Raw genomic sequence first — 25,559 nt, 5'->3', positions numbered from 1 at the left:
AGGGTGCAGCTCCAACAGTTCTTCAGCCCCTCCGTCCAGCACACGCTCGACGTGATCGGCATCTTCGTCTTCGCGATCTCCGGCGCGCTGCTGGCGGTCCGGAAGAACTTCGACGTGTTCGGCATCGCCGTGCTCGCCGAGGTGACCGCGCTGGGCGGGGGGCTCTTCCGCGACGTGGTGATCGGGGCCCTGCCCCCGGCCGCCTTCACGGACCTCGGGTACTTCCTCACCCCGCTGCTCGCCACGCTCGTCGTCTTCTTCCTGCATCCGCACGTGGAGCGGATCCAGACGGCGGTGCTCGTCTTCGACGCGGCCGGCCTCGGCCTGTTCTGTGTCAGCGGTACGACGAAGGCGTACGGCTACGGCCTCGGCCTGACCGCGTCGGCGACGCTGGGGCTGGCCACCGCGGTCGGCGGCGGTGTGCTGCGCGACCTGGTGGCCAACGAGGTGCCCTCGCTGCTGCGCTGGGACCGCGATCTGTACGCGGTCCCGGCGATGGTCGGCGCGGGCATGGTGGTGCTGTGCATCCGCTACGACGCGCTGACCCCCCTCACCAGTGGGATCGCGGCCGTCACCGCTTTTGTGCTTCGTCTCCTCGCGATGCGGTTCCACTGGCGAGCTCCGCGTGCGTGGAACCGCCGTTCGACGGTGACCGAGGAGTAGTGCCGGTGGCCCCGGCGGCGGCCGTCCCGGCGGGGGCGCCGACGCCGGTCCCGGGGCCGGGCACGGAGTGGTCCCGGCCCTTGACGTGGCTCTGGCCCATCTGGACGGTGAGCCAGCGGAACACGTCCGGCACCTGCGGCCGCCACAGCGCCATGGTGTGACCGCCCGCGCTCTTCGGCAGGAACACCACGTGCACGGTGGTCGGCGCCTTGGCGACGGACTCCAGGGCCATGCCCGCCTCGTAGCCGTCACCGGACTCGCCGGAGAGGTAGAGCGCGATGGGCGGCGGCACCGCGGCCTTCTTCAGCAGCAGGTACGGGTTGTTCTCGGCGCGCAGGGTGGGGTTCTGCGCGGCCAGCGAGTTGCGCTCGCCGATCGGGTCGTTGTAGCCCGACATGCTCACCGCGGCCTTGTACCGGTCCGGGTGCGCCACGGCCAGCTTGACCGCGCACTGGGCGCCCGCCGAGTACCCGGCGACGGCCCAGCCCTGCGGGGCCGGCTGGGCACGGAAGTTGTCCATGACCATCTTGGGCACGTCGATGCTCAGCCAGGTGTCGGCGTTGACCTGCCCCGGGATGTTGGCGCAGCCGGTGTCCACACCGGCCAGCAGATTGGTGCGCGGGGCGACCATGATGAAGGGGGCGACCTGGCCGCTCTTCATCAGCGGCAGCAGCTGCTCATGGGCCTTCATCGAGCCGAACCAGGCGCGCGCCGAGCCGGGGTAGCCGGGCAGCACCTCGACCACCGGGAACTTCTTGTGCCGGTACGCCGGGTCGTCGTACTGCGGCGGCAGCCAGACGTAGACCTCGGCGTCGACGCCCGAGACCCGGCCCTTGAGCTGGGTGACACGGACGCCGCCGGCGGAGTGCATGCCGGGCCCGGTGGCCTGCGTGAAGGTCTGCTTGACCTTGGGCAGGCGCTTGACCGCTATGCCGCCGGTGCCGTCGCGGCCGAGGTCGGCGGCCTGCTCGACGTGGCTGCCGGTGCCGAAGAGGTCGGCCCAGTTGTCGTACAGGTTGTTCTGGTTGTTCACCAGCACGAAGACCAGCGTGACGGCCGTGCCCTGGGCGAACAGCAGCATCAGTACGCGGGCGACCGTGCGCAGGTGCTTGGGGCCGCGCATCTTCGACCACAGCAGAAGCGGCAGTATGAGGGCGATCACGGCCAGCACGATGGTCGTGTAGAGGAACGGAGTCCCGGTGAGGCTCATGTCCCGATAGAGGGAAAACAAGGCCCCGGGGTTACGGACGTGTCCTGACACTTACCGAGAAATTGCCGAAACCTCACCTCCCGTAATCCTACCGTGACGCCAAGGGGTGGGAACGCCAAAAGCTACCGCTTAGTAATTGCCTGTTGTACCGTTCAGCCATGGCAGAAGCAGCTTCCGCGCCCTCCCCGTCGCCGGCCCGGATCGGCGACAGCGAGTTCGACCGCGACACCGCCGTCGTCCGCCGCGAGCCCGGGGTCTACGACGTCGACCTCTCGGCCGGCTGGACCATCCTCGGCGCCGTCAACGGCGGTTATCTGCTGGCCGTGCTCGGCCGGGCCCTCGGGGACGCCCTTCCGCACCCGGACCCCTTCACCATCTCCGCCCACTACCTGACCGCGTCCCGGCCGGGCAGGGCCGTGATCCGCACGGAGACCGTCCGCACCGGCCGCACCCTCTCCACCGGCCAGGCCTCGCTCTTCCAGTACGACGACGAGGGCGACGAGGTCGAACGCATCCGCGTCCTCGCCTCCTACGGCGACCTTTCCGGCCTGCCCGACGACGTCCGTACGACCGCGAAGCCGCCCGCGATCCCGCCCTTCGAGCAGTGCTTCGGCCCGGCCGACGGCCCCGACCCGCTCAAGGGCACCTCGGCCATCACCGAGCGCCTGCTGCTCAAGCTGGACCCGGCCACCCTCGGCTGGGCGCTCGGGCAGCCCTCCGGCAAGGGCGAGATGCGCGCCTGGTTCGGCCTCGCGGACGGCCGTGACGCCGACCCGCTGTCGCTGCTGCTGGCCGTGGACGCGCTGCCGCCGACCGCCTTCGAGATGGGCCTCAAGGGCTGGGTCCCCACCGTGGAACTGACGACCCACATCCGGCACCGCCCCGCCCCGGGCCCGCTGCGCGTCGCCATCACCACCCGCAACCTCGCCGGCGGCTTCCTGGAGGAGGACGCGGAGGTCTGGGACAGCGAGGACCGGCTGGTGGCCCAGTCCCGCCAGCTGGCACGGGTCAGGCTGGCCTGACCCGGACGTTTCCAGGGGGCCGGGATCCTCAACGGGCGGGCGCCACGAACTCCGGCTGGTCGAGCAGGCGCAGCCAGCTCCCGTCGGGCTGGCGCCGGGCGACCTGGGCGCGGGCGCCGGCGCCGTCCTTCGGCGGGGTCGCGGTGAGCGCGATGCCGCCGCTGACCAGCGTGGGCAGCGGCGGCTCCGGCTCGAACCGGGGCCGGTTCGCCAGCACCTTCTCCCACAGCGCGCGGATCGCCTCCCGGCCCACGGTCCGCTCGCCCGGCGGGTACGCCAGCACCGCGTCCTGTTCGTAGAGGGCGGCGACCCCGGCCGCGTCCCCCGCGTCGGACCGCTCGACGAACAGGCGGGTGATGTCCTCGGGGCGCATGGCCTTCTCGTACTCCGGCACGGTTCCTCCTCGTCCGTGATGTCTGCCGACATCGGTGGTGTCTGCCGACGCCTCCCAGGCTGGTCGTGGGCCCATCAGAAGTCCAACAGATGGAACTTCTGAGAACTAGAATCCAGGGTCATGGAGCTGAGGCAGCTGGAGTACTTCGTCGCGGTCGCCGAGGAGCGGAACTTCACCCGGGCCGCCGAGCGGGTGCACATCAGCCAGTCCGGTGTCAGCGCCCAGATCCGCCGCCTGGAGCGGGAGCTGGGGGCCGAGCTGTTCGACCGTTCGGCGCGCACGGTCACGCTCACGGTCGCGGGCAGGGCCGCGCTCGCCCACGCCCGGACCGCGCTCGCCGCGGCCGGGGCGGTCGGGCAGGCGGTGGGTGAGGTGAGCGACCTGATCCGGGGCCGGCTCACCGTCGGGATGGTCGTCGGCTGCACCGTGACGCCGCTGTTCGACGCCCTCGCCGCGTTCCACCGGGACCACCCCGGGGTGGAGCTCGCGCTTTTGGAGGACAACTCCGACCGGCTCGTCGGGGGGGTGCGCGCGGGGGCCGTGGACCTGGCGCTGGTCGGCACCGCGGCCGCGGCCCCGGAGGGCCTGGAGGCGCTGACCCTCGTCAGCGAACGGCTCGTCGCCGCCGTACCGCACGGCCATCCGCTGGCCGCGCGGCCCCGGGTCGCCCTGTCCGAGCTGGTCGCCCACCCGATCGTGTGCATGCCGCCCGGCACCGGGCTGCGGACGGTGTTCGACCGGGCGTGCGCCGCGCGGGACCTGCGCCCCGTGATCGCCCTCCAGGCCACCGCCGCCGACGCCATCGCCGGCCTCGCCGCCCGCGATCTCGCCGTCGCCGTCCTCAGCGAGTCCATGGCCGCGCGCTACGGCGACCGGCTCACCGCTCGCCTGATCGAGGACGTCGAGACCCCCGCGCTGCTCGCGCTGGTCTGGAAGGGCGGCCAGGGCCCGGCGGTGCGCGAACTGCTCGCGTACGGCCGCCGGGCGTTCGCCGGTCCGGCGCACGCCTAGCACCATGTGGCACCACGTGGCGTCATGTGGCACCACACGGTGCCGCCCGGCGCCACTTTGGCGCATGAGGTTTCGTTCGCGCGTTTACGCAGTTCAGGGTCTTGGTATCGACGATTCTCACGGATTCCCGTGCGTGTGACGCCATTCCTCCTTGCGTGTGGCGCCATCATGGTGCCATGATGGCGTCATGGACCTGACCCCCTATGTCGACAACCTCCGTCGCGAACTCTCCGTCGCCGCCGAAGCGGGCGGCGAGGACGCCCGGGAGCTGGCCGAGCGGCTGACCGCCCCCCTGGAGTCGGCGGCCCGGCTGACGATGCTCAATGTGCTGTCCGCCGCGATGGACGAGATCACCCGGGACCTGGCGCCCGGCTCGGTCGATGTGCGGCTGCGGGGGCTGGATCCCGACTTCGTGGTGACGCTGCCGGAGACCGGCGGACCCGTCGAGGCCGCCGCCGGGCCGGCCGCGCCCTCGCAGGCGCCCGCCGACACCGACGAGGGCGGCACCGCCCGGGTCAACCTGCGGCTGCCGGCCCAGCTCAAGGCGCGGGCCGAGGAGGCCGCGAGCCGGGAGGGGCTGTCCGTCAACGCCTGGCTCGTACGGGCCGTGTCGGCCGCGGTCGACGGCGGCACCCGGCCCCGCCCCGCGGAGCCCGCCCAGACGTTCGGACAGAGCTTCACGGGCTGGGTGCGCTAGCCGCCCCGCCCGACCGCTTCACTCAGACCACGTCCCACCAGCGGGGACGCCCCACGGACTCATGAGGACGGCACAGCCATGCCTGCTTTCGACACACCCGCGCCCATTTCCGTCACCGCCCATGTCGGCGCCGGTTCCCTCCGCCTCGTCGCGAGCGACCGGCCCGACACCGTCGTGGAGGTCCTGCCCGGCGGCAAGCGGGGCAAGGACGTACGGGCCGCCGAGCAGACCGAGGTCACCTATGCGAACGGCGAGCTGAGCATCCGGACCAAGGAGCGCACCTTCATCGGACCCACCGGCACCGTCGAGGTGACGGTCGAACTGCCCACGGGCTCGCGCGTCGACGTGAGCGGCTCCTGGGTCCAGGTGTTCGGGGAGGGTGGGCTCGGCGAGGCCCGGGTCAAGACCTCGGTCGGCGACGTCCGCCTCGATACGGCCGGGCCGCTCAAGCTGACCGTCTCCCACGGCTCGATCAGCGTCGACCGGGTCGCGGGCGGCGCCGAGATCACCACCAGCTCCGGCAGCCTGCGCGTCGGCACCGTCCACGGCCCCGCCGTCCTGAAGAACTCGCACGGCAGCACGGTCGTCGGCGTGGTGACCGGGGAGCTGCGGGTGAGCGGCGCCAACGGCGACATCGACATCGAGTGCGCCGAGGGCGATGTCGTCGCCACCACCGCCCACGGCACCCTGCGCGCCGCCGAAGTCGTGCGCGGCAGCGTCCAGTTGGAGACCTCCCACGGCGCCATCGAGGTCGGGGTCCGCGAGGGCACCGCCGCCTGGCTCGACGTCAGCTCCGAACGCGGGCATGTGCGCAACGCGCTCACCGTCTCCGGGGCTCCCGGAGCGTCCGAGGAGACCGTCAAGGTCCGCGCCCGTACCCGCTACGGCAACATCGACGTGCGCCGCGCCCGGCACTGAGCGGCGACCGCGACCGGCTCACCTCCCACTCCACCTCAGCCTTCGAACGGGGGGCGTCATGCCCTTTTCTGTCATGCCCACGCCAATCAAGAGTGGCGATGCGCGGCCGCCCGCCGCCGTCTCCGCCTTCGATCTGCGCAAGTCGTACGGCGACAAGACCGTCCTCGACGGCATCGATCTGCGCATCCCGGCCGGGACCGTGTTCGCGCTGCTCGGGCCGAACGGGGCCGGCAAGACCACCACCGTGCAGATCCTGTCCACGCTCGTCGCCGCCGACGGCGGGCAGGCCCAGGTCGCCGGCCACGACATCGCCACCGCCCCGGACGGGGTGCGCTCCGCGATCGGGGTCACCGGGCAGTTCGCCGCGCTCGACGATCTGCTCACGGCCGAGGAGAACCTGCTTCTCATGGCCGACCTGCTCCGCCTCGGCAAGCGCGAAGGGCGCGCCCGTACCAGGGAGTTGCTCGAACGGTTCGGCATCGCGGACGTCGCCCGCAAGCGGGCCGCGACCTTCTCCGGCGGCATGCGGCGCCGGCTCGACCTCGCGATGACACTGGTCGGCGACCCCCAGGTGATCTTCCTGGACGAGCCGACGACCGGCCTCGACCCCCGCAGCCGCCGCACCATGTGGGACATGGTGCGCGAGCTGGTCGCGGGCGGTACGACGGTCTTCCTCACCACCCAATACCTGGAGGAGGCCGACCAGTTGGCCGACCGGATCGCCGTACTCGACGGCGGCCGGATCGTGGCCGAGGGCACCGCCGACGAACTGAAGGCGCGCATCCCCGGCAGCCATGTACGGCTGCGGTTCACCGGGTCCGCCGAGTACGAGCGCGCCGCCGCGGCCTTCCCCGGCGCCGCCCGGGACGACGACGGACTCGCCCTGCGGGTCGCGGGCGACGGGGGACTCGACGCGCTGCGGGCCCTGCTCGACCGGCTCGACGCCGCCGGCATCCGGGCCGCCGGCTTCTCCGTGCACACCCCCGACCTCGACGACGTCTTCCTCGCCCTGACCGGCCAGGGCACCGCGGGCTCCGGCGCCCCGCTGCACCTCAAGGAGAACCGATGAGCACGCTCGCCCACGCCGTGCACGACTCGCGGACCATGCTGCGCCGCAACCTCAAGCACGCGATCCGCTACCCCTCCGTGGGGCTCGGCGCCGCCATGATGCCGATCCTGATGCTGCTGCTGTTCGTGTACGCCTTCGGGGGCTCGATCGGCGCGGGCATGGGCGGCCGGGACGCGTACATCGGCTATCTCACCCCCGGGATCATCATCATGGGTGTGGCCGCCGGTTCGATGTCGACCTCGATCGCGGTCTGCGACGACATGACCGAGGGCATCATCAACCGCTTCCGCACCATGGACATCACGCGCTCGTCGTTCATGACCGGGCATGTCATCGGCAGCGTCCTCCAGACGATGCTCTGCTGCGTCCCGGTCGTGGGCGTCGCCCTCGCGGTCGGCTTCCGCTCCGGGGCGAGCCCGCTCCGGTGGCTCGCCGCGGCCGGTCTGCTCGCGGCCGTCGCGTTCGCGGTGACCTGGCTGTCGGTGGCGTTCGGCCTGGTCTCCAAGACGGTCGAGTCCGCGAGCAACAAGCCGCTGCTGATCCAGTTCCTGCCGTTCCTCGGCTCGGCGTTCGTGCCGGCCGGGTCGATGTCGCCGGGCCTGCGCTGGTTCGCGGAGAACCAGCCGTTCACGCCGATGACCGAGGCGCTGCGCGGACTGCTCTGCGGCACGGCGATCGGCGACGACGGGTGGATCGCGATGGCCTGGTGCGCCGGGATCGCGCTGGTCGGCTACCTCTGGTCACGCTCGCTGTTCAACAGCGGCACCAAGCGCTGACGGCCCCGCCGCTCAGTCCAGCCAGTGGTCGCGGCCGATGGTGATGAGCCGCAGCTGCCGGGTGGCCAGCCGGGCCACCCGGTCCCGCTCGTCCGCGGGACCCTCCAGCGCCTCCAGGAACAGGGAGGCGGTGATCAGCATCTGGTCGACGTACAGCCGCGCGAGCATCAGCACGTCGTCGTCGCTCCAGCCCGCCGCCCCGGGGTCCTGGGCGAGGGTGGCCCGCACCTCGTCGGCGAACCGGGCCAGTTGGCCGCCGATGGCCTCGCGCACCGGCTGCACCCCGCCGTGCCGCTCACGGGCGATGAAGCGGACGTGCGAGGGGTGGGCGGCGACGTAGTGGGCGATCAACTCCACGGCGCGCGCGATGCGTTCCGCACTGTCGCCGGTCGTGGACACCGCCTCGCGCACCATCGGGTGCAGGCTGCCGAGCGCCTCGTCGACCAGGGCGACACCGAGGTCGGGGATCGAGCGGAAGTGCCGGTAGAAGGCGGTGGGGGCGACACCGACGGCCCGGGTGACCTCGCGCAGGCCCAGGCTGCTCAGGCTCTGCTCCTCCAGCAGCGCGAGCGCCGCGTCGAGGAACGCCTGCCGGGTCTTCTGCTTCTGGGCCTGCCGGGCGCCGAGGGTGTGACTCATGTCATCCAGTTAACAACTGTTCTCTGGAATTGAAAAGCCGCCAAACGCGCTAGACTCAAAGTCAGTGAACAAGTGTTACTACAACTGTTCACCGAAACTTTACAGAGCTGGAACGCGAGGCATCCCGGAGGGGGATCTGATCCCATGCTGTTCCTCGTCGCCGCACTCATGCTGCTCGGTGTGGTGCTGGGCACCGTCGCCCACGCACCGCTGCCCGTCACCGGCGTACTGGCCGCCGTCATCGCCGTCTGGCTCGGCGTCTTCGCCGTCCGCGAGCGGATCGGCCGCCGCCGGCGCACCTCGGCCAACTGACCGCCACCGACCCTCGGGAGTCGAGCACCATGCAACTCACCGCACCGGCCACGGGCCGCACCGGGGCCCCCGCCCGCAACCGCGACGCCGACGGCATGGCCGTCGCGTCCTTCATCCTCGGCCTCCTCGGCCTCCTGGTCCTCAACCTCTTCCTCGGCCCGGTCGCCATCGCCCTGGCCGCGGTCTCCCTGTGGCGCGGCACCGCCCGCCGCGGCCGCGCCTGCCTGGGCCTGGCCCTGGGCGTCGCCGACCTCGCGGTCCTCCTGATCGCCGTCCAGATCTCGAACACGGTGTCCTGGAGCCTGTGAGGCCGCGTACCCGAGGGCGCACCGCCGACGTGAAGGCCGCGCCGTAGAATCACCCCACCATGGCTTACCTCGACCACGCCGCGACCACCCCCATGCTCCCGGAGGCGGCAGAGGCTCTGACCGCGCAGCTGAGCATCACGGGCAACGCCTCCTCCCTGCACGCCTCCGGCCGCCGGGCCCGCCGTACGGTCGAGGAAGCACGCGAGACGCTCGCGGACGCGCTCGGCGCACGGCCCAGCGAGGTCGTGTTCACCTCCGGCGGCACCGAGGCGGACAACCTCGCCGTGAAGGGCCTGTACTGGTCCCGCCGCGCCGCCGACCCCGCCCGCACCCGCGTCCTGTCCAGCCCCGTCGAGCACCACGCCGTCCTGGACGCCGTGCACTGGCTCGGCGAGCACGAGGGCGCCACCGTGGAGTACCTCCCCGTCGACGCCCACGGCCGCGTCCACCCGGGCGCCCTGCGCGAGGCCATCGCCCGCAATCCCGAGGACGTCGCGCTGGCCACCGTGATGTGGGCCAACAACGAGATCGGCACCATCATGCCGATCCGCGAACTCGCCGACGTCGCGGCCGAGTTCGACGTCCCGCTGCACGCCGACGCCGTCCAGGCCTTCGGTCAGGTCCCCGTCGACTTCGGTGCCAGCGGCCTCGCCGCGATGACCGTCTCGGCGCACAAGATCGGCGGCCCGTACGGCATCGGCGCCCTGCTGCTGGGCCGCGAGCACACCCCCGTGCCCGTCCTGCACGGCGGCGGCCAGGAACGCCATGTGCGCTCCGGCACCCTCGACGTCCCGGCCATCGCCTCCTTCGCCGTCGCCGGCCGCGTCGCGACCGGGCGGCGCGGCGAGTTCGAGCGTGAAGTGGGCGCCCTGCGCGACCGGTTGACCGACGCCGTGCTGGCCGCCGTACCGGACGCGATCCTCGGCGGCGACCCCGCCCCCGGCGGCCGGCTGCCCGCCAGCGCGCACTTCACCTTCCCCGGCTGCGAGGGCGACTCCCTGCTGCTCCTGCTGGACGCCCAGGGCATCGAGTGCTCCACCGGCTCCGCCTGTACCGCGGGCGTCGCCCAGCCCAGCCACGTCCTGCTCGCCGCCGGTGTCGACCCCGACCTGGCCCGCGGCACCCTGCGCTTCTCCCTCGGCCACACCTCCACCCGGGCGGACGTGGACGCCGTCGCCAAAGCCATCGGCCCCGCCGTGGAACGCGCCCGCGCGGCCGGCCTCACCTGAACCCGGCGGCCGGGAAAAGGGCACAGAAAACGACCTACGAGGCGGGTTCCCTTCGCCGGCATGGTCCGGATCAGGTGTCTGGAGGTCGCCTTCCGGTCCGTCCTGCGACCTTCCGGCCTCTCAGCCCGAGCGTCGACGTCGGCACCAGCGGATCCCTCGCGGTCTCACGCTGACGTCGGCTACTCCGCTTGGACTCCCTCACTCGTCTCGTAGGCCTGTAAACAGAGTAATCCCGCTCATACCAGACATAAAGAGCCCGGCCCATGATTTTTCCGGGGCCCGTACCCTGGAAGGGTTATGACTGAGACCCCGCAGCGCCCCCTCCGCGTCCTCGCCGCCATGTCCGGCGGGGTGGACTCCGCCGTCGCCGCCGCGCGCGCCGCGGAAGCCGGCCATGACGTCACCGGCGTCCATCTCGCGCTCTCCGCCAACCCCCAGTCCTTCCGCACCGGCGCGCGGGGCTGCTGCACCATCGAGGACTCGCGCGACGCCCGCCGCGCCGCCGACGTCATCGGCATCCCCTTCTACGTGTGGGACCTCGCCGACCGCTTCCGCGAGGACGTCGTCGAGGACTTCATCGCCGAGTACGAGGCCGGGCGCACCCCCAACCCCTGCCTGCGCTGCAACGAGAAGATCAAGTTCGCCGCGCTCCTGGACAAGGCGCTCGCCCTCGGCTTCGACGCCGTCTGCACCGGCCACTACGCCCAGGTGATCGTCCGCGCCGACGGCTCCCGCGAGCTGCACCGCGCCTCCGACATGGCCAAGGACCAGTCGTACGTGCTCGGCGTCCTGGACGAGAAGCAGCTCGCGCACGCGATGTTCCCGCTCGGCGACACGGTCACCACCAAGGAGGAGATCCGCGCCGAGGCCGAGCGCCGGGGCCTCGCGGTGGCCAAGAAGCCCGACTCGCACGACATCTGCTTCATCGCCGACGGCGACACCCAGGGCTTCCTCGCCCGGCGGCTCGGCAAGGCCGAGGGCGACATCGTGGACGAGTCCGGCACCCGCCTGGGCACGCACGAGGGGGCGTACGGCTTCACGATCGGCCAGCGCAAGGGCCTGCGCATCGGCACCCCGGCCCCCGACGGCAAGCCGCGCTACGTCCTCGACATCTCCCCGGTGGACAACACCGTCACGGTCGGCCCGGCCGCCGCCCTGGACGTCACCGCCCTCACCGCGATCAAGCCCCGCTGGTGCGGCACCGCCCCCACCGCACCCGGCACCTACACCGCCCAGCTGCGCGCCCACGGCGGCGAGACCGAGGTACGGGCCGAGCCGGTCGACGGCGAACTGCGCGTCAGCTTCACCGAACCGGTCCGCGGCGTCGCCCCCGGCCAGGCGATCGTGCTCTACGACGGCACGCGCGTCGTCGGCTCGGCCACGATCGCCTCCACCACCCGGGCGACGACGGCGGCGTGACCTCCGTTTCACGGCGTACCGGCGGCTAAGGGGCGAAGAAGTCCGCCAGCACCGGGCCCAGCACCTCCGGCTCCACCATGTGGGTCTGCCCCTGGAGGACCCGGTACGCGCCGCCGGGCACCGCGTCCGCGATGTCCCGGCCCGCCTGCCGCATCCACTCGGGGCTCGCGCCGCCCGCGACCGCCAGCAGCGGCACGGAGAGAGCCGCGAGGCGGGCGCGGGGGAGCAGTCCGTCGCCCATCACGGCGTCGTCGTACGCGAGGCTCGGCGCGGCGGCCTCCAGGCCCGGCCACATGGGGGACTGGCGGGCGCGCCCAATCATCTCCTCGCCGAGCCCGGTGAGCCGCAGGAACAGTTCCACCGCGTCCCCGCGCCGGTCGTCCGCGAGCGCCCGCCCGAGGTCCCGCTTGTACGCGGCCTCGCGCTCGGCGCCGCCCGCCAGATGGTCCGCGTACGGCACCTCGTACACCGCCGTACGGGTGACCGGCAGCCCGCTCGCCGCCGCCTCCAGTGCCAGCGCGCCGCCGGAGGAGACGCCGAACAGCGCGGCGTCCCCGCCGACCGCGTCGAGCAGCGCTGCCAGGTCCTCGACCTCGCGGTCCACCGCGTACGGCGCGGTGTCGCCGCTCGCGCCGCGGCCCCGGCGGTCGTAGACGACGGCCGTCACCCGGTCCGCGAGCCGCTCGGCGAGGGGGGCCAGAGTGCCGCCGGTGGACATCGCGCCGCTCACCAGGATCACCACGGGCCCCCGCCCGCTCACCGCGTAGGCGAGGGAGGTTCCGTCGCGTGAAGTCGTCTTCTTGTCCATGTCGGTGCAGACTGCCGCACGACGGCGGACTCGTCGGTCACGACACGTCGACGTCGTAGAAGCAGAGGTGGTCCTTGATCGGGGCGACGTCCGGCTTGGGCTCCGGGTAGGCCCAGACCAGGTCGGGCGCGTCCGGCAGCGACCAGTAGGACGCCGTGCCCTTGAACGGGCAGACGGTGTGCGTCCCGGACGGGGTCAGCAGGTCGAGGCGCACGTCCTCGGCCGGGATGTAGTAGCGATCCGGGCAGCCCGTCTCACGCAGTAGGAGGGGGCGGTCGGTCTCCGCGAGCACCTGGTCGCCGTGCACCACGCGCACGTGCCGCTCGCCGGCTTCGATGGTGATGGTGTGTCCTTCGGCCATACCTGGACAGCGCCGCCGGGCGCCCCGTTCTTCCCGCGTACGGCGCCCGATTCCTCCCGCGTACGGTGGAGGCCATGAACATCTGCGTCTTCCTCTCCGCCGCCGACCTCGACGAGCGCTACACCCGGCCCGCCCGTGAGTTCGCGAGGCTGCTCGGCAAGGGCGGCCACACCCTGGTCTGGGGCGGTTCCAACGTCGGGCTGATGAAGGTCGTCGCCGACGGGGTGGAGGAGGCGGGCGGCCGGCTGGTCGGCGTGTCCGTGGAGTTCCTGGCGAACAAGACCCGGCCCGCCGCCGACGAGATGGTGATCGCGCCCGACCTCGCCGAGCGCAAGAAGCTGCTCCTGGAGAAGGCGGACGCCGTGGTCATCATGGTCGGCGGCACCGGCACCCTGGACGAGGCCACCGAGATCCTGGAGCTGAAGAAGCACGGCCGCACCCAAAAGCCGGTGGTGCTGCTGAACACGGCCGGGTTCTACGACGGGCTGCGCGAGCAGTTCCGCCGCATGGAGGAGGAGGGCTTCCTGCCCCGCCCCCTGGCCGACCTGGTCTTCTTCGCGGAGGAGCCGGCCGGGGCGCTGGCCCACCTGGAGGAGCAGCTGGGCACCCGCTGATGCGAGCATGGCGGGTATGGCTACACATGTGATCACCGGAGCCGGTTCCGGCATCGGCGCGGCCCTCGCCCGCCGGCTGCACGCGCGCGGGGACGAACTCGTGCTGCACGCGCGGGACGCGGGCCGCGCGAAGGAACTGGCCGCCGAGTTCCCCGGGGCCCGCACCCTGGTGGGCGACCTCGCCGAACCGGACCGGCTCTCCTGGGCGTTCTCCCACCAGAGCCCGCCGGACCGGGTGGACTCCCTGCTGCACATCGCCGGAGTGGTCGACCTCGGCGAGGTCGGCGAGCTGACCCCCAGGTCCTGGCGCCAGCAGCTCGACGTCAACCTCGTCGCCCCCGCCGAGCTGACCCGCCTCCTGCTGCCCCAGCTGCGCGCCGCCCGCGGCCACGTCCTGTTCGTCAATTCCGGCGCGGGCCTCGCCGCGCACGCCGGCTGGGCCGCCTACGCCGCCTCCAAGCACGGCCTGAAGGCCCTCGCCGACGCCCTGCGCCAGGAGGAGCACGCCGCCGGTGTCCGCGTCACCTCCGTCTACCCGGGCCGCACCGCGAGCCCCATGCAGGCCAAGGTGCACCAGCAGGAGGGCAAGGAGTACGACGCCGGGAAGTGGATCGACCCCGAGTCGGTGGCCACGACGATCCTGATGGCCCTCGACCTGCCCCGGGACGCCGAGGTCAATGATCTGACGGTACGACCGGGCCGCTGACCCGAGGTACGGCCGGGCCGCCGGCCTGACCGTGCGACCGGGCCGCCGAGCGGCGCCCGCGGGTTCCGTAGGCTTCTCCGGTGAGCGAAAACAGCGTGTTCAGGTTCGCCGGGGCCACCGGGGTCGGGTCCATGCCCGGCGGGGACGCCCGGGAAGCCGTCAAGACCGTCAGCGGTTCCTTCGAGGACTTCCCGTACCTGCCCGAACTGCCCGCCCGGGGCCCCGGCGCCGACATGATCGGCCGGACCGCCGGGATGCTGGTCGAGCTGTACGCGCGGGTGGAGCCCAGCGGCTGGCGGCTCGGCGACCGGCCGGGGCGGGACACCCGGCGGGCGCGGGCCTGGCTGAGGGAGGACCTGGACGCGCTGGAGGAGTTCACCCAGGGGTACGAGGGCGACCTCAAGGTGCAGGCGGTCGGGCCCTGGACGCTCGCCGCCGCCCTGGAACTGCGCAATGGCGAGGCCGCCCTCTCCGACCCCGGCGCCTGCCGCGATCTCGCCGCCTCCCTCGCCGAGGGGCTGCGGCTCCATCTCGCCGAGGTCCGGCGCCGGATCCCCGGCGCCCGCGTCCTGCTCCAGCTCGACGAGCCCTCGCTCACCGCCGTACTGCGCGGCCAGGTCCGCACCGCCAGCGGCTACCGCACCCACCGCGCCGTCGACCGCCAACTCGTCGAGCACACCCTGCGCGACGTCGTCGACGCCCACCCGGACGGTCCCGTCGCCGTCCACTCCTGCGCCCCCGACGTCCCGTTCGCGCTGCTGCGCCGGGCCGGCGTCGACGCGGTGTCCTTCGACTTCGCGCTCCTCACCGAGCGTGACGACGATGTGATCGGTGAGGCGGTCGAGGCGGGTACCCGGCTGTTCGCCGGTGTCGTGCCCGGCACGGACGGTCCATTGTCGGACCCTGCCGGTAGCGTCATGGGTGTCAGGACGTTGTGGCGCAGGCTGGGCTTGCACCCGGGCCTGCTCGCCGAGGCGGTCACCCTCACCCCGGCGTGCGGTCTCGCGGGCGCTTCCCCCGCCTACGCGCGCCAGGCGCTCGCCCATTGCGTCCGGGCGGCGAGATCCCTCGCGGACAACCCAGAGTAACGGGAGGACAACACGGTGGCCGGCGACAAGCAGGCGGAGACCACGGCGGTGCCCGCCGAGGCCCGCGACAGGCACGCGCAGCTGGCGGAGCAGATCGAGGAGCACCGCTTCCGGTACTACGTGAAGGACGCACCCGTCGTCAGCGACGCGGAGTTCGACCAGCTCCTGAAGACCCTGGAGGCGCTGGAGGAGCAGTACCCCGAACTGCGCACCCCCGACTCGCCCACCCAGAAGGTGGCGGGGTCGTACGCGACGGAGTTCACCGCGGTCGAGCACCGCCAGCGCATGCTCTCCCTCGACAACACCTTCAACGACGAGGAACTGGCCGCCTGGGCCGACCGCATCGCCCGCGAACTCGGCGACCAGAAGTACCACTTCCTGTGCGAGCTGAAGGTCGACGGCCTCGCCGTCAACCTCACGTACGAGCACGGCCGCCTCACCCGCGCCGCCACCCGCGGCGACGGCCGCACCGGCGAGGACATCACGCCCAACGTCCGGACGATCGCGGACATCCCCGACCGGCTGCACGGCGAGAAGGTCCCCGACCTGGTCGAGATCCGCGGCGAGGTCTACTTCCCGATGGAGAAGTTCCTCGAACTCAACGAGCGCCTGGTCGCGGCCGGCGACAAGCCCTTCGCCAACCCCCGCAACGCGGCGGCCGGTTCGCTGCGCCAGAAGGACCCCCGGGTCACCGCCACCCGCCCGCTGCACATGGTGGTGCACGGCATCGGCGCGCTGGAGGGCTTCAGCGGCATGACCCGCCTGTCCCAGGCGTACGACCTGCTCAAGACCTGGGGCCTGCCCACCTCCACGCACAACCGGGTGGTCGACGACCTCGACGGCGTCCGCGAATTCATCGCGCACTACGACGGCGAGAAGCGCCACTCCGTGGAGCACGAGATCGACGGCGCCGTCATCAAGCTGGACGAGATCCGTCTCCAGGGCCGCCTCGGCTCCACCGCGCGCGCCCCCCGCTGGGCCATCGCCTACAAGTACGCGCCGGAGGAGGTCAACACCAAGCTCATCGACATCAAGGTGGGCGTCGGGCGCACCGGCCGTGTCACGCCGTACGCGCAGGTCGAGCCGGTCACCGTCGCGGGCAGCGAGGTGGAGTTCGCCACCCTGCACAACCAGGAGGTCGTCAAGGCCAAGGGCGTGCTGATCGGCGACACCGTCGTGATCCGCAAGGCCGGCGATGTCATCCCGGAGATCCTCGGCCCGGTGGTCGACCTGCGCGACGGCGGCGAGCGGGAGTTCGTGATGCCCGGCGAGTGCCCCGAGTGCGGCACCCCGCTGCGGCCCATGAAGGAGGGCGACATCGACCTCCGCTGCCCCAACGGGCGTACCTGCCCGGCCCAGTTGCGCGAGCGCGTCTCCTATCTCGCGGGCCGCGAGTGCCTGGACATCGAGCACTTCGGCGGGGTGGCCGCGGCGGCCCTCACCCGCCCGCTGGAGCCGGCCGACCCGCCGCTGGTGGACGAGGGCGACCTGTTCGACCTGACGGTGGAGAAGCTGCTGCCCATCAAGGCGTACGTCCTGGACCCGGACAGCGGGCTGCCCAAGCGCGACCCCAAGACCGGTGCGGAGAAGGTCGTCACGGTCTTCGCCAACCAGAAGGGCGAGCCGAAGAAGAACACCCTCGCGCTGCTGGAGAACATCGAGGCGGCCAAGTCCCGTCCGCTGGCCCGTTTTCTGAACGGACTGTCCATCCGGCACGTCGGCCCGGTCGCCGCCCAGGCCCTCGCCCGCGAGTTCCGCTCCGTCGACCGCATCGAACAGGCCACGGAGGAGGAGCTGGCGGCCACCGACGGCGTCGGCCCCATCATCGCGGCCGCGGTCAAGGAGTGGTTCACCGAGGAGTGGCACCGCGAGATCGTCCGCAAGTGGAAGGCCGCGGGCGTCCCGTTGGAGGACCAGGTCAGCGGGGAGGCGGAGGGTCCGCGTCCGCTGGAGGGGCTCACCGTGGTGGTCACCGGCACGCTGGAGAGGTTCACCCGGGACGGCGCCAAGGAGGCACTCCAGAGCCGGGGCGCCAAAGTGACCGGCTCGGTTTCGAAGAAGACCTCTTTCGTGGTCGTTGGTGACAATCCGGGATCGAAATACGACAAGGCCATGCAATTGAAGGTTCCGGTGCTCGATGAGGACGGATTCGGCGTCCTGTTGGAGCAGGGCCCGGACGCCGCGACGGAGGCCGCGCTTCCGACCGAGGAGTAGCGGTTGAAGGCCACCCGTTCGGCGCATACCAGTTGCATACGGGTGGCCCCGGCGCATTCGGGCAACCGCCGACGACCGGTGCCCGTGGCAGCCCCGCGCGGCCTAGTGTTGAGTTGTGCACCTGCCGATCCCGGCGGCGGACGGGGGCATTTCCCTGCCCGCCGCGGGCGCGGCAAGGGTTTCTTCAGCGCGAAGCCGCCGATGGTGTCGGACATCGGGCCGCGTGGCGTGGGCACCGCCGGCTGTGAGAGGGACGGGAATGGAACCGACCGAGAGCGTCGCCCCGGACTCACGGCTGCGCCTGCGCCGCCGCGCGCTCGCCTGGCGGGAGATCCTGCGGCCCGGCCGCGCCGGCGGCCGTACCCGCCCCCGCGTCCGTCCGGCCGCGGCCGGTCCCGTCCCCCCGCCGGGCACCCGGGTGCCGCTCGCCGTCGAACCCGCGCCCGGCCTCGCCGGCGCGGGCGTCGGCCCCGGCGGCGAGCCGGAGCCCTGCCGGCCGGGCCCCTGGCCCGCGCTGCCCGCGGCCGTCACGGCGGGCGCGGCCCTCGTCCTGGCCGCCGGTTTCCTGCGCGCCTTCGGCGGCCGGCACGCCCTCTTCCCGTGCGGCACCCCCGGCTGGTCGCTGGCCCTGCTCACCGGGATCATCGTCGGCCACCTCGTCATGCTGGGCCGCGCCCGCTGGTGGGGCGGCACCGGCTCGGGCGCCGCCCTCACCCTCGCCGTGCTGCTGCTCTACGGCTGGGTGCCCGCCGTCATGGTCAGCCTGACCGTCGTCGTCCTGGTCGGCATCGCCCGCCGGCACCGCTGGCGCCAGGGCGTGCTGCACGGCGCGACGGACATCCTCGGCATCGGCGTGGCCGCCCTGCTGCTCGGCGCGCTCGGCCGGGTGCCCAGCGTGGAGCAGCCCTGGCGGGTGCACAGTTGGAGCCTCACCACCGCCCCCGAGGTCGCGCTGGCCGCCGTCGCCTATCTCGGCGTCGGCCGCGGCCTGCTGTGGTACCTCACCGCGCCGCGCGAGCACGGACTGCCGAGCATCCCCCGGCCCGCGCTGGTCCGGCAGGGTCTGGTGGCCGTGGCGCTGCTCGGCATCGCGCCGCTGCTGTGCGTGGTCGCCGACGCCCAGCCGGTGCTGCTGCCGCTGTTCGCCATCCCGCTCATCGCCCTCGACTCCGCCCTGTGGATGGCCCGGGCCCGCGCCGAGGAGCAGCTGCGCGACCCGCTGACCGGGCTGCCCAACCGGCAGTGGCTCCAGGAGCGGATCTGGACCGCGCTGGACGACGCCGACCGCATCGGCGCCCGATCCGCGCTGATGCTGATAGACCTCGACCGCTTCCGTTCGGTCAATGACACCCTCGGTCATCTCGCCGGTGACCGGCTGCTGTTGCAGATCGCCGAGCGGCTGCGGCTCGCCCTGCCGCGCGGCGCGGAGGCGGCCCGGCTCGGCGGCGACGAGTTCGCGGTCTTACTGCCCGTCGCCGACTCCATCACGTCGGCGATGCGGGTCGCCCGCGGCCTGGTGACCGCCCTCAGCTCCCCGCTCGACCTCGACGGCCTCACCCTCGTGCTGGAGGCCAGCGCCGGGGTCGCCGTCTTCCCGGACCACGCGATGGACGCGGAGGGGCTGCTGCGCCGGGCCGACGTGGCCATGTACCAGGCGAAGCGGGACCGTACGGGCGTCGAGGTCTACGAGTCCAAGCGGGACTCCAACACCCCGGACCGGCTCGGCCTCCTCGGCGATCTGCGCCGGGCGCTGGACGCGCACGAGGTGCAGCTGCACTACCAGCCCAAGGTGCGCTTCGACGGGCAGGTGGCCGGGCTCGAAGCGCTGGTGCGGTGGGTGCATCCGGAGCGCGGGAAGGTGCCGCCGGACGAGTTCATCGCGATCGCCGAGTCATCCGGGCTGATGCCCCATCTCACCGAGTACGTCCTGGAGACCGCCCTCGAACAGGTCGCCCGCTGGCGGTCGCAGGGCATCCGGGTGCCGGTCGCGGTCAACGTCTCCCCGCGCGATGTGCACACGCCGGGCTTCGCGGGCTCGGTCGCCGCGCGGCTGGCCCGGCACGGGGTCCCGGCGGGCGCGCTCCAGCTGGAGATCACCGAGCATGTGCTGCTGGAGGACCCGCAGCGGGCCGCCGACACCCTCGCGGCACTGACCGGGCACGGCGTGAAGATGTCCCTGGACGACTTCGGCACCGGGTACTCCTCCCTGGTGCACCTGCGGCGGCTGCCGGTCAGCGAGCTGAAGATCGACCGCTCCTTCGTGGCCCGGCTCGCGGTGGACACCGAGGACGCGGAGATCGTGCGCTGCACCGTCGACCTCGCGCACTCCCTGGGGCTGCTCGTGGTCGCGGAGGGCGTGGAGGACGACGAGACCTGGGAGCGGCTGCGGGACCTGGGCTGCGACGCGGTGCAGGGATGGCTGGTGGCCGCGGCGATGCCGCCGGAGGAGGCGACGGCATGGCTGCGCTTCCGCCAGACCAGCGTCGGCTCGCCCACGCGCCGCCCGCTGCCGAAGGGCGAGGTGCCCGTCCCCAACGGAAGCGGCCCGCCCCCGGCGACGACGAGCGGCCGCAAGCCCTCCCCCTAGGCCCTTGCCCTTCTTCTCTTCCGCACCGCCCCGCCACTCTTCTGCACCGCCCCGCCAACTCCTCCTAGTCCTCGACGGAATTCCCCACGAACCGGTCCACGAGCAGCTCCAGACGCCGCTCGTGCGCCCCTTTTGGCAGGCGTCCGCTGCGCAGCAGGGTCGTCAGTCCGTGCAGGGCCGCCCAGAAGGTCTCGGTGAGCAGGCCGGCGTCCTCCTCGGTGCTGAGCGGTGCCACCGCGGCCAGCAGTTCGCCGAAGGCGTCCCGGAGCGGGGCCGGGGCCCCCGGGGTGGCGAACGGCAGGTCCACCAGGTGGGTGAACATCGCGTCGTACAGGGCGGGCCGGCGCCGGGCGAAGGCGGTGTAGGTCCGGGCGACCGCCGAGAGCGCGGCACGCACGCCGTCCGCGTCCGCGCGCGCCTGCCGTAGCTCCGTCGCCAGGTCGGCGCAGCCGTCGACCGCGACCGCCGCCATGATCGCGTCCTTGCCCTTGAAGTGGCTGTAGAGGACCGGCTGGCTGTACTCGATCTCGGCGGCCAGCCGGCGCGTGGTCACCGCGTCCCAGCCCTCCGCCTCGGCGAGCTCCCGGGCGGCCGTCACGATCAGCTGCCTGCGCTCGGCTCGTTCGCGCTCCCTGCGCTTCTGGATCGTCATACCCGGGATTCTAGCAACGCTAGGCAATCTGTCGGCGCTCTGCTAGCGTCACTCTTGTTGCTAGCGTTGCTAGAAAAAGCCGCTGGGAAACACCTCGACGGGAGACGTCATGACCATCGCCGCGTACACACCGGCCGTCCTGCTCGACCTGTTCTGCCTCTTCCTCGGCCACCGCTTCTGGTTCTGGCCCGCCCCGGCCGCCGCCGGCTACGGCGTCCCCGCCGATCCCCGGGGTGACGCCGGCGCCTATCTGGCGGTCAAGGGCGGCCGGGACGCCGCCCTCGGCCTGACCGGCCTCGCCCTGCTGGCGTTCGTGGGCGCGCGCGCCGAGGCCTGGTTCATGGTCTGCGTGGCCCTCGTCCCGCTCCTCGACACCGTGACCGTCCTGCGGCACGGCGGACGGAAGGCCGTCGCGTTCGGGATGCATTTCGCCACCGCCGTGGTCGTCCTCGTCTGCGCCGGGCTCCTGTTCGCGGTCTGATCGCACCGCACCGTGGGGAGAGGGACATGTCGCTGTTCGTGCCGAGGTTCGATGACACCGAGCTGGTGCGGGAGGCCGGGGCCGGGGTGGTCGGCGAGGACCCCGTCGCCGTACGGCTGCCGGCGGACAGCGGTGCCACCGGCGGCGCCCTGTCCACGGTGCGCGTCACGCTCGCCGCGGGCGCCGACGGCGCCCGCCCGCATGTGCACCACCGCTCGGCCGAGATGTTCCATGTGCTGGACGGCGCCGCCGAGGTGCTCTCCGGCGCGGACGTGGTCACCGCCGAGCGCGGCGATCTGATCGTCGTACCGCCGGACCGTCCGCATGCCTTCTCCGCCGTCCCTGGCGCCACCGCCGACCTCCCGGTCGTCCTCGCCCCGGGGGCCGAGCGCTTCGAGTACTTCCGCCACCTCCAGCGCGTCCGCCTCGGTGAACTCACCCCGGAGAGCCTGCTGGAGGTACAGGATCGGTACGACAATCACTTCCTGGAGAGTGCCGCCTGGGACGCCCGGCGCCGCTGAGCGCGCGGCCCCGGGGCAAACCGTTTAACGGCCGGGCCACCCCGCCCCATAGGATTGGTCCCAAAACACACGCACTCACCCCAGAGGATCGCTGCATGCCTGGCATCACGCGCGAGGAGGTCGCCCACCTCGCACGGCTGGCGCGTCTGGAGCTCAAGCCCGAAGAACTCGACCACTTCGCCGGCCAGCTCGACGACATCATCGGCGCGGTCGCCCGCGTCAGTGAGGTCGCCGACCAAGACGTACCGCCGACCTCGCACCCGCTCCCGCTGACGAACGTCATGCGGGCGGACGAGGTCCGTCCCTCGCTCACCCCCGAGCAGGCGCTCTCCGGCGCCCCCGCCCAGGAACAGCAGCGTTTCAAGGTGCCGCAGATCCTGGGGGAGGAGTGACCATGACGGACAACATCATCAAGCTCACGGCCGCGCAGATCGCCGAGAAGATCGCCTCCGGCGAGCTGACGGCGGTCGCGGTCACCGAGGCCCACCTCGCCCGCATCGAGGCCGTCGACGAGAAGGTGCACGCCTTCCTGCACGTCGACCGCGAGGGCGCCCTCGCCCAGGCCCGCGCCGTGGACGAGAAGCGGGCCCGCGGCGAGCAGCTCGGCCCGCTGGCCGGCGTCCCGCTCGCGCTCAAGGACATCTTCACCACCGAGGGCGTGCCCACGACCGTCGGCTCGAAGATCCTTCAGGGCTGGATCCCGCCGTACGACGCGACGCTCACCAAGCGCCTCAAGGCCGCCGACGTCGTCATCCTCGGCAAGACCAACATGGACGAGTTCGCCATGGGGTCCTCCACCGAGAACAGCGCCTACGGCCCGACCGGCAACCCCTGGGACCTCACCAAGATCCCCGGCGGCTCCGGCGGCGGCTCCTCCGCCGCGCTCGCCTCCTACGAGGCCCCGCTCGCCATCGGCACCGACACCGGCGGCTCCATCCGCCAGCCGGCCGCCGTCACCGGCACCGTCGGCGTGAAGCCGACGTACGGCGCGGTCTCCCGCTTCGGCATGGTCGCCTTCTCCTCCTCCCTCGACCAGGGCGGCCCCTGCGCCCGTACGGTCCTGGACGCGGCCCTGCTGCACGAGGTCATCGCGGGCCACGACCCGATGGACTCCACCTCCATCGACGCCCCGGTCCCGCCGGTGGTCGAGGCCGCCCGCAACGGCAGCGTGGCGGGCATGCGCGTCGGCGTCGTCAAGCAGTTCCGCGGCGAGGGCTACCAGGCCGGCGTCATCCAGCGCTTCGACGAGTCCGTCGAGCTGCTGAAGGAGCTGGGCGCCGAGATCGTCGAGCTGGACTGCCCGTCCTTCGACCTCGCGCTGTCGGCGTACTACCTGATCGCCCCCTCCGAGTGCTCCTCCAACCTCGCCCGCTTCGACGGCCTGCGCTACGGCCTGCGGACCGGCGACGACGGCAGCCACTCGGCCGAGGAGGTCACCTCCCTGACCCGCGAGGCCGGCTTCGGCCCCGAGGTCAAGCGCCGCATCATGCTCGGCACGTACGCGCTGTCGAGCGGCTACTACGACGCCTACTACGGTTCCGCGCAGAAGGTCCGCACCCTCATCACGCGGGACTTCGAGAAGGCGTTCGAGCAGGTCGACGTGATCGTCTCCCCGACGACCCCGACCACCGCCTTCGCGATCGGCGAGCGCGCCGACGACCCGATGGCGATGTACCTCGCGGACCTGTGCACCATCCCGACCAACCTGGCGGGCAACGCGGCCATGTCCCTGCCCTGCGGTCTCGCCCCGGAGGACAACCTCCCGGTGGGTCTTCAGATCATCGCCCCGGCGATGCGGGACGATCGCCTGTACAAGGTGGGCGCCGCCGTCGAGGCCGCCTTCGTGGAAAAGTGGGGACACCCGCTGCTTGAGGAGGCTCCGTCGCTGTGAGCAAGCTGTCCAAGGCCAAGGACTTCAAGAAGTCCAAGTCCGGCACATACCTGTCCATGGCCACCACCGCGTTCGGCGCGATCGGTGTCTCCAAGCAGATCAAGAAGGCCCGCGCCGAGCACGACACGCTGCGGCTGATCGACGCCGCGGTCTCCGCCGCCGCGATCGTGACCGGCCTCGCGATCCTCTACCGCGAGCTGAAGCGGCTGGGCGACGACGACGTCCTGCTGGGCTGAGAGGGAAGTTTTCACCGTGACCACCACGACCGACCTGGTGTCGTACGAGGACGCGCTGGCGTCGTACGACCCCGTCATGGGCCTTGAGGTCCATGTCGAACTCGGCACCAAGACCAAGATGTTCTGCGGGTGCTCCACGGAGCTGGGCGCCGAGCCCAACTCGCAGACCTGCCCCGTCTGCCTCGGCATGCCCGGCGCGCTCCCGGTCGTCAACGCGATCGGCGTCGAGTCGGCCGTCCGGATCGGCCTCGCGCTGAACTGCTCGATCGCCGAATGGTGCCGCTTCGCCCGGAAGAACTACTTCTATCCGGACATGCCGAAGAACTTCCAGACCTCCCAGTACGACGAGCCGATCGCCTTCGACGGCTACCTCGACGTGCAGCTGGAGGACGGGGAGACCTTCCGCGTGCAGATCGAGCGCGCCCACATGGAGGAGGACACCGGCAAGTCGACGCACGTCGGCGGCGCCACCGGCCGTATCCACGGCGCGTCCCACTCCCTGCTGGACTACAACCGCGCCGGCATCCCGCTCATCGAGATCGTCACCAAGCCGATCGTGGGCGCCGGCGAGCGCGCCCCCGAGGTGGCCAAGGCGTACGTGCGCGAGCTGCGCGAGGTCATCCGTGCCCTCGGCGTGTCCGAGGCCCGCATGGAGATGGGCCAGATGCGCTGTGACGTGAACCTGTCGCTGATGCCCAAGGGCGCCGAGAAGTTCGGCACCCGCTCGGAGACGAAGAACGTCAACTCCCTGCGCTCGGTGGAGCGCGCGGCCCGCTTCGAGATCATGCGGCACGCGGCCGTGCTCTCCTCCGGCGGCACCATCGTCCAGGAGACCCGCCACTTCCACGAGGACACGGGGTCCACGACCTCGGGCCGCGTGAAGGAGGAGGCCGAGGACTACCGGTACTTCCCGGAGCCCGACCTGGTCCCCGTCGCGCCCTCGCGCGAGTGGGTCGAGGAGATCCGCGCGGCGCTGCCCGAGCTGCCGCTGGTGCGCCGTACCCGGCTGCTCGCCGAGTGGGGCATCTCCGCGACCGAGATGCAGGCGATCCTGAACGCCGGCGCGCTGGACCCGATCGTAGCCACCATCGAGGCCGGGGCCGACGCGGCCTCCGCCCGCAAGTGGTGGATGGGCGAACTGGCGCGCAGCGCCAACGAGTCCGGCACCTCCCTGGACGAGCTGGCGATCACCCCGCAGCAGGTGGCCCGGGTCGCCGAGCTGGTCACGAAGGGCGATCTGAACGACAAGCTGGCCCGCCAGGTCATCGAGGGCGTCCTCGCGGGCGAGGGCACCCCGGACGAGGTCGTCGACAAGCGCGGCCTCAAGGTCGTCTCCGACGACTCGGCGCTCGGCACCGCCGTGGACGAGGCCATCGCCGGCAACCCCGGCATCGCGGACAAGATCCGCGGTGGCAAGGTGGCCGCGGCCGGCGCCCTGGTCGGCGCGGTCATGAAGGCCACCCGCGGCCAGGCCGACGCGGCCCGCGTCAAGGAGCTGATCCTGGAGCGGCTCGGCGTCAGCGAGGGCTGACCGGCGAGAGCTGAGCCACCGTCAACCCGTGGGGGGACGCGCCGCACCGGCGCGTCCCCCCACGGCGTTCTCCTCCCGCTGTGAATAAGCCCACGAACGCGGCAAAGGATCACTTTTGCCTGCGAGAGTGTCCAAAGATTGCTCATGCGTTCTTTGCGGGCTGTTCGGTTTATGGACCATCGTTCCCGGCCAAAGATCCACA

28 protein-coding genes are annotated in these 25,559 nt (G+C 72.3%); 22 read left to right on the top strand and 6 right to left on the bottom strand.

Features of this window, described 5'->3' with window-relative positions:
• The first annotated feature begins 3 nt into the window (after positions 1-3).
• Entirely contained in the window at positions 4-663 is a 660-nt protein-coding gene (locus QHG49_RS11265; RefSeq protein WP_159705207.1) for a trimeric intracellular cation channel family protein, read from the top strand.
• Here QHG49_RS11265 and QHG49_RS11260 read toward each other — a convergent pair.
• The gene (locus QHG49_RS11260; protein ID WP_159705210.1) at positions 572-1,873 is read right to left on the bottom strand and encodes an esterase family protein; all 1,302 of its coding nucleotides are present in this window, start codon (positions 1,871-1,873) and stop codon (positions 572-574) included. The genes QHG49_RS11265 and QHG49_RS11260 overlap by 92 nt on opposite strands.
• A gap of 158 nt (positions 1,874-2,031) precedes the next feature.
• Here QHG49_RS11260 and QHG49_RS11255 point away from each other — a divergent pair, with 158 nt between their 5' ends.
• A complete protein-coding gene (locus QHG49_RS11255) occupies positions 2,032-2,895 on the top strand; it encodes a thioesterase family protein (RefSeq protein WP_159705213.1) in 864 nt (287 codons plus the stop codon).
• A gap of 28 nt (positions 2,896-2,923) precedes the next feature.
• Here the strand turns inward: QHG49_RS11255 and QHG49_RS11250 are convergent, their stop codons facing one another.
• Positions 2,924-3,289, bottom strand: a complete 366-nt coding sequence (locus QHG49_RS11250; protein ID WP_301489195.1) for a nuclear transport factor 2 family protein — start codon at positions 3,287-3,289, stop codon at positions 2,924-2,926.
• A gap of 120 nt (positions 3,290-3,409) precedes the next feature.
• Here QHG49_RS11250 and QHG49_RS11245 point away from each other — a divergent pair, with 120 nt between their 5' ends.
• The 5 genes from QHG49_RS11245 (at position 3,410) to QHG49_RS11225 (ending at position 7,760) form a co-directional block, all read left to right on the top strand.
• Positions 3,410-4,300 (top strand): LysR family transcriptional regulator, encoded by an 891-nt coding sequence (locus tag QHG49_RS11245; protein WP_301489193.1) that lies wholly within the window; start codon positions 3,410-3,412, stop codon positions 4,298-4,300.
• 187 nt (positions 4,301-4,487) lie between these two features.
• Positions 4,488-4,997 carry a toxin-antitoxin system HicB family antitoxin gene (locus QHG49_RS11240; protein ID WP_159705219.1) on the top strand — a complete coding sequence of 170 codons (510 nt, stop codon included), beginning with the start codon at positions 4,488-4,490 and terminating at the stop codon, positions 4,995-4,997.
• Positions 4,998-5,075: 78 nt separating this feature from the next.
• Positions 5,076-5,915, top strand: coding sequence for a DUF4097 family beta strand repeat-containing protein (locus tag QHG49_RS11235; RefSeq protein ID WP_159705222.1), 840 nt, complete (start codon positions 5,076-5,078; stop codon positions 5,913-5,915).
• A 73-nt stretch (positions 5,916-5,988) separates the two neighbouring features.
• The gene (locus QHG49_RS11230) at positions 5,989-6,984 is read left to right on the top strand and encodes an ATP-binding cassette domain-containing protein (RefSeq protein ID WP_159705226.1); all 996 of its coding nucleotides are present in this window, start codon (positions 5,989-5,991) and stop codon (positions 6,982-6,984) included.
• Positions 6,981-7,760 (top strand): ABC transporter permease, encoded by a 780-nt coding sequence (locus QHG49_RS11225; RefSeq protein WP_301489189.1) that lies wholly within the window; start codon positions 6,981-6,983, stop codon positions 7,758-7,760. The genes QHG49_RS11230 and QHG49_RS11225 overlap by 4 nt, the downstream gene beginning before the upstream one ends.
• 12 nt (positions 7,761-7,772) lie before the next feature.
• Here QHG49_RS11225 and QHG49_RS11220 read toward each other — a convergent pair whose 3' ends face one another.
• Positions 7,773-8,399 (bottom strand): TetR family transcriptional regulator, encoded by a 627-nt coding sequence (locus tag QHG49_RS11220; protein WP_145485680.1) that lies wholly within the window; start codon positions 8,397-8,399, stop codon positions 7,773-7,775.
• Between the two features lie 144 nt (positions 8,400-8,543).
• On the opposite strand from QHG49_RS11220, the gene QHG49_RS11215 reads away from it, so the two are divergent.
• The 4 genes from QHG49_RS11215 to mnmA all read left to right on the top strand — a co-directional run bounded on the left by QHG49_RS11215 (position 8,544) and on the right by mnmA (position 11,667).
• Positions 8,544-8,711, top strand: a complete 168-nt coding sequence (locus QHG49_RS11215) for a hypothetical protein (protein WP_167532244.1) — start codon at positions 8,544-8,546, stop codon at positions 8,709-8,711.
• A gap of 29 nt (positions 8,712-8,740) precedes the next feature.
• Complete coding sequence (locus QHG49_RS11210; RefSeq protein WP_145485679.1) at positions 8,741-9,019, top strand: DUF4190 domain-containing protein; 279 nt, start codon at positions 8,741-8,743, stop codon at positions 9,017-9,019.
• A 59-nt stretch (positions 9,020-9,078) separates the two neighbouring features.
• Positions 9,079-10,248: a cysteine desulfurase family protein gene (locus tag QHG49_RS11205; RefSeq protein ID WP_301489185.1), complete on the top strand. Its 1,170-nt coding sequence runs from the start codon at positions 9,079-9,081 to the stop codon at positions 10,246-10,248.
• Positions 10,249-10,545: 297 nt separating this feature from the next.
• On the top strand, positions 10,546-11,667 hold the full coding sequence (mnmA, locus tag QHG49_RS11200; RefSeq protein WP_301489184.1) for a tRNA 2-thiouridine(34) synthase MnmA: 1,122 nt from the start codon (positions 10,546-10,548) through the stop codon (positions 11,665-11,667).
• Positions 11,668-11,692: 25 nt separating this feature from the next.
• Here the strand turns inward: mnmA and QHG49_RS11195 are convergent, their stop codons facing one another.
• Both QHG49_RS11195 and QHG49_RS11190 read right to left on the bottom strand, forming a co-directional pair.
• Complete coding sequence (locus QHG49_RS11195) at positions 11,693-12,475, bottom strand: alpha/beta fold hydrolase (protein WP_159705235.1); 783 nt, start codon at positions 12,473-12,475, stop codon at positions 11,693-11,695.
• Between the two features lie 37 nt (positions 12,476-12,512).
• The gene (locus tag QHG49_RS11190; protein ID WP_301489181.1) at positions 12,513-12,836 is read right to left on the bottom strand and encodes a DUF427 domain-containing protein; all 324 of its coding nucleotides are present in this window, start codon (positions 12,834-12,836) and stop codon (positions 12,513-12,515) included.
• Positions 12,837-12,910: 74 nt separating this feature from the next.
• Here QHG49_RS11190 and QHG49_RS11185 point away from each other — a divergent pair, with 74 nt between their 5' ends.
• The 5 genes from QHG49_RS11185 (at position 12,911) to QHG49_RS11165 (ending at position 20,045) form a co-directional block, all read left to right on the top strand.
• The gene (locus QHG49_RS11185; protein WP_145485675.1) at positions 12,911-13,450 is read left to right on the top strand and encodes a TIGR00730 family Rossman fold protein; all 540 of its coding nucleotides are present in this window, start codon (positions 12,911-12,913) and stop codon (positions 13,448-13,450) included.
• Between the two features lie 16 nt (positions 13,451-13,466).
• Entirely contained in the window at positions 13,467-14,156 is a 690-nt protein-coding gene (locus tag QHG49_RS11180; protein WP_186337793.1) for an SDR family oxidoreductase, read from the top strand.
• Between the two features lie 80 nt (positions 14,157-14,236).
• A complete protein-coding gene (locus QHG49_RS11175; protein ID WP_301489176.1) occupies positions 14,237-15,244 on the top strand; it encodes a methionine synthase in 1,008 nt (335 codons plus the stop codon).
• Positions 15,245-15,259: 15 nt separating this feature from the next.
• Entirely contained in the window at positions 15,260-17,458 is a 2,199-nt protein-coding gene (ligA, locus tag QHG49_RS11170; RefSeq protein WP_301489174.1) for an NAD-dependent DNA ligase LigA, read from the top strand.
• Positions 17,459-17,717: 259 nt separating this feature from the next.
• Entirely contained in the window at positions 17,718-20,045 is a 2,328-nt protein-coding gene (locus QHG49_RS11165; RefSeq protein ID WP_301489171.1) for a bifunctional diguanylate cyclase/phosphodiesterase, read from the top strand.
• 64 nt (positions 20,046-20,109) lie between these two features.
• On the opposite strand, the gene QHG49_RS11160 is transcribed toward QHG49_RS11165, so the two are convergent.
• Positions 20,110-20,697 carry a TetR/AcrR family transcriptional regulator gene (locus QHG49_RS11160; RefSeq protein ID WP_159705244.1) on the bottom strand — a complete coding sequence of 196 codons (588 nt, stop codon included), beginning with the start codon at positions 20,695-20,697 and terminating at the stop codon, positions 20,110-20,112.
• A gap of 109 nt (positions 20,698-20,806) precedes the next feature.
• Here QHG49_RS11160 and QHG49_RS11155 point away from each other — a divergent pair, with 109 nt between their 5' ends.
• The 6 genes from QHG49_RS11155 to gatB all read left to right on the top strand — a co-directional run bounded on the left by QHG49_RS11155 (position 20,807) and on the right by gatB (position 25,357).
• Entirely contained in the window at positions 20,807-21,178 is a 372-nt protein-coding gene (locus QHG49_RS11155; protein WP_301489169.1) for a DUF4267 domain-containing protein, read from the top strand.
• Positions 21,179-21,204: 26 nt separating this feature from the next.
• Positions 21,205-21,699 carry a cupin domain-containing protein gene (locus QHG49_RS11150; RefSeq protein WP_301489167.1) on the top strand — a complete coding sequence of 165 codons (495 nt, stop codon included), beginning with the start codon at positions 21,205-21,207 and terminating at the stop codon, positions 21,697-21,699.
• A 95-nt stretch (positions 21,700-21,794) separates the two neighbouring features.
• Positions 21,795-22,091: an Asp-tRNA(Asn)/Glu-tRNA(Gln) amidotransferase subunit GatC gene (gene gatC, locus QHG49_RS11145; protein ID WP_006130840.1), complete on the top strand. Its 297-nt coding sequence runs from the start codon at positions 21,795-21,797 to the stop codon at positions 22,089-22,091.
• A 2-nt stretch (positions 22,092-22,093) separates the two neighbouring features.
• Positions 22,094-23,590, top strand: a complete 1,497-nt coding sequence (gene gatA / locus QHG49_RS11140; RefSeq protein ID WP_145485667.1) for an Asp-tRNA(Asn)/Glu-tRNA(Gln) amidotransferase subunit GatA — start codon at positions 22,094-22,096, stop codon at positions 23,588-23,590.
• Positions 23,587-23,826, top strand: coding sequence for a hypothetical protein (locus QHG49_RS11135; RefSeq protein ID WP_145485666.1), 240 nt, complete (start codon positions 23,587-23,589; stop codon positions 23,824-23,826). Before gatA ends, QHG49_RS11135 begins: the two co-directional genes overlap by 4 nt.
• Before the next feature lie 16 nt (positions 23,827-23,842).
• Complete coding sequence (gatB, locus tag QHG49_RS11130) at positions 23,843-25,357, top strand: Asp-tRNA(Asn)/Glu-tRNA(Gln) amidotransferase subunit GatB (RefSeq protein WP_145485665.1); 1,515 nt, start codon at positions 23,843-23,845, stop codon at positions 25,355-25,357.
• Positions 25,358-25,559 lie beyond the last annotated feature (202 nt).

Origin of the sequence: Streptomyces sp. WP-1, assembly GCF_030450125.1 — a bacterium.
In the GTDB taxonomy this organism is placed as follows: Bacteria; Actinomycetota; Actinomycetes; order Streptomycetales; family Streptomycetaceae; genus Streptomyces; species Streptomyces incarnatus.
This window is presented reverse-complemented; position numbering and strand designations above follow the sequence as displayed.

Excerpts from the sequence above, each read along its gene's own strand:
- QHG49_RS11260 (WP_159705210.1), bottom strand. The coding sequence starts at position 1,873 with ATGAGCCTCACCGGGACTCCGTTCCTCTACACGACCATCGTGCTGGCC.
- QHG49_RS11255 (WP_159705213.1), top strand. The coding sequence starts at position 2,032 with ATGGCAGAAGCAGCTTCCGCGCCCTCCCCGTCGCCGGCCCGGATCGGC.
- QHG49_RS11245 (WP_301489193.1), top strand. The coding sequence starts at position 3,410 with ATGGAGCTGAGGCAGCTGGAGTACTTCGTCGCGGTCGCCGAGGAGCGG.
- QHG49_RS11240 (WP_159705219.1), top strand. The coding sequence starts at position 4,488 with ATGGACCTGACCCCCTATGTCGACAACCTCCGTCGCGAACTCTCCGTC.
- QHG49_RS11235 (WP_159705222.1), top strand. The coding sequence starts at position 5,076 with ATGCCTGCTTTCGACACACCCGCGCCCATTTCCGTCACCGCCCATGTC.
- QHG49_RS11230 (WP_159705226.1), top strand. The coding sequence starts at position 5,989 with ATGCCCACGCCAATCAAGAGTGGCGATGCGCGGCCGCCCGCCGCCGTC.
- QHG49_RS11225 (WP_301489189.1), top strand. The coding sequence starts at position 6,981 with ATGAGCACGCTCGCCCACGCCGTGCACGACTCGCGGACCATGCTGCGC.
- QHG49_RS11220 (WP_145485680.1), bottom strand. The coding sequence starts at position 8,399 with ATGAGTCACACCCTCGGCGCCCGGCAGGCCCAGAAGCAGAAGACCCGG.
- QHG49_RS11215 (WP_167532244.1), top strand. The coding sequence starts at position 8,544 with ATGCTGTTCCTCGTCGCCGCACTCATGCTGCTCGGTGTGGTGCTGGGC.
- QHG49_RS11210 (WP_145485679.1), top strand. The coding sequence starts at position 8,741 with ATGCAACTCACCGCACCGGCCACGGGCCGCACCGGGGCCCCCGCCCGC.
- QHG49_RS11205 (WP_301489185.1), top strand. The coding sequence starts at position 9,079 with ATGGCTTACCTCGACCACGCCGCGACCACCCCCATGCTCCCGGAGGCG.
- mnmA (WP_301489184.1), top strand. The coding sequence starts at position 10,546 with ATGACTGAGACCCCGCAGCGCCCCCTCCGCGTCCTCGCCGCCATGTCC.
- QHG49_RS11195 (WP_159705235.1), bottom strand. The coding sequence starts at position 12,475 with ATGGACAAGAAGACGACTTCACGCGACGGAACCTCCCTCGCCTACGCG.
- QHG49_RS11190 (WP_301489181.1), bottom strand. The coding sequence starts at position 12,836 with ATGGCCGAAGGACACACCATCACCATCGAAGCCGGCGAGCGGCACGTG.
- QHG49_RS11185 (WP_145485675.1), top strand. The coding sequence starts at position 12,911 with ATGAACATCTGCGTCTTCCTCTCCGCCGCCGACCTCGACGAGCGCTAC.
- QHG49_RS11180 (WP_186337793.1), top strand. The coding sequence starts at position 13,467 with ATGGCTACACATGTGATCACCGGAGCCGGTTCCGGCATCGGCGCGGCC.
- QHG49_RS11165 (WP_301489171.1), top strand. The coding sequence starts at position 17,718 with ATGGAACCGACCGAGAGCGTCGCCCCGGACTCACGGCTGCGCCTGCGC.
- QHG49_RS11160 (WP_159705244.1), bottom strand. The coding sequence starts at position 20,697 with ATGACGATCCAGAAGCGCAGGGAGCGCGAACGAGCCGAGCGCAGGCAG.
- QHG49_RS11155 (WP_301489169.1), top strand. The coding sequence starts at position 20,807 with ATGACCATCGCCGCGTACACACCGGCCGTCCTGCTCGACCTGTTCTGC.
- QHG49_RS11150 (WP_301489167.1), top strand. The coding sequence starts at position 21,205 with ATGTCGCTGTTCGTGCCGAGGTTCGATGACACCGAGCTGGTGCGGGAG.
- gatC (WP_006130840.1), top strand. The coding sequence starts at position 21,795 with ATGCCTGGCATCACGCGCGAGGAGGTCGCCCACCTCGCACGGCTGGCG.
- gatA (WP_145485667.1), top strand. The coding sequence starts at position 22,094 with ATGACGGACAACATCATCAAGCTCACGGCCGCGCAGATCGCCGAGAAG.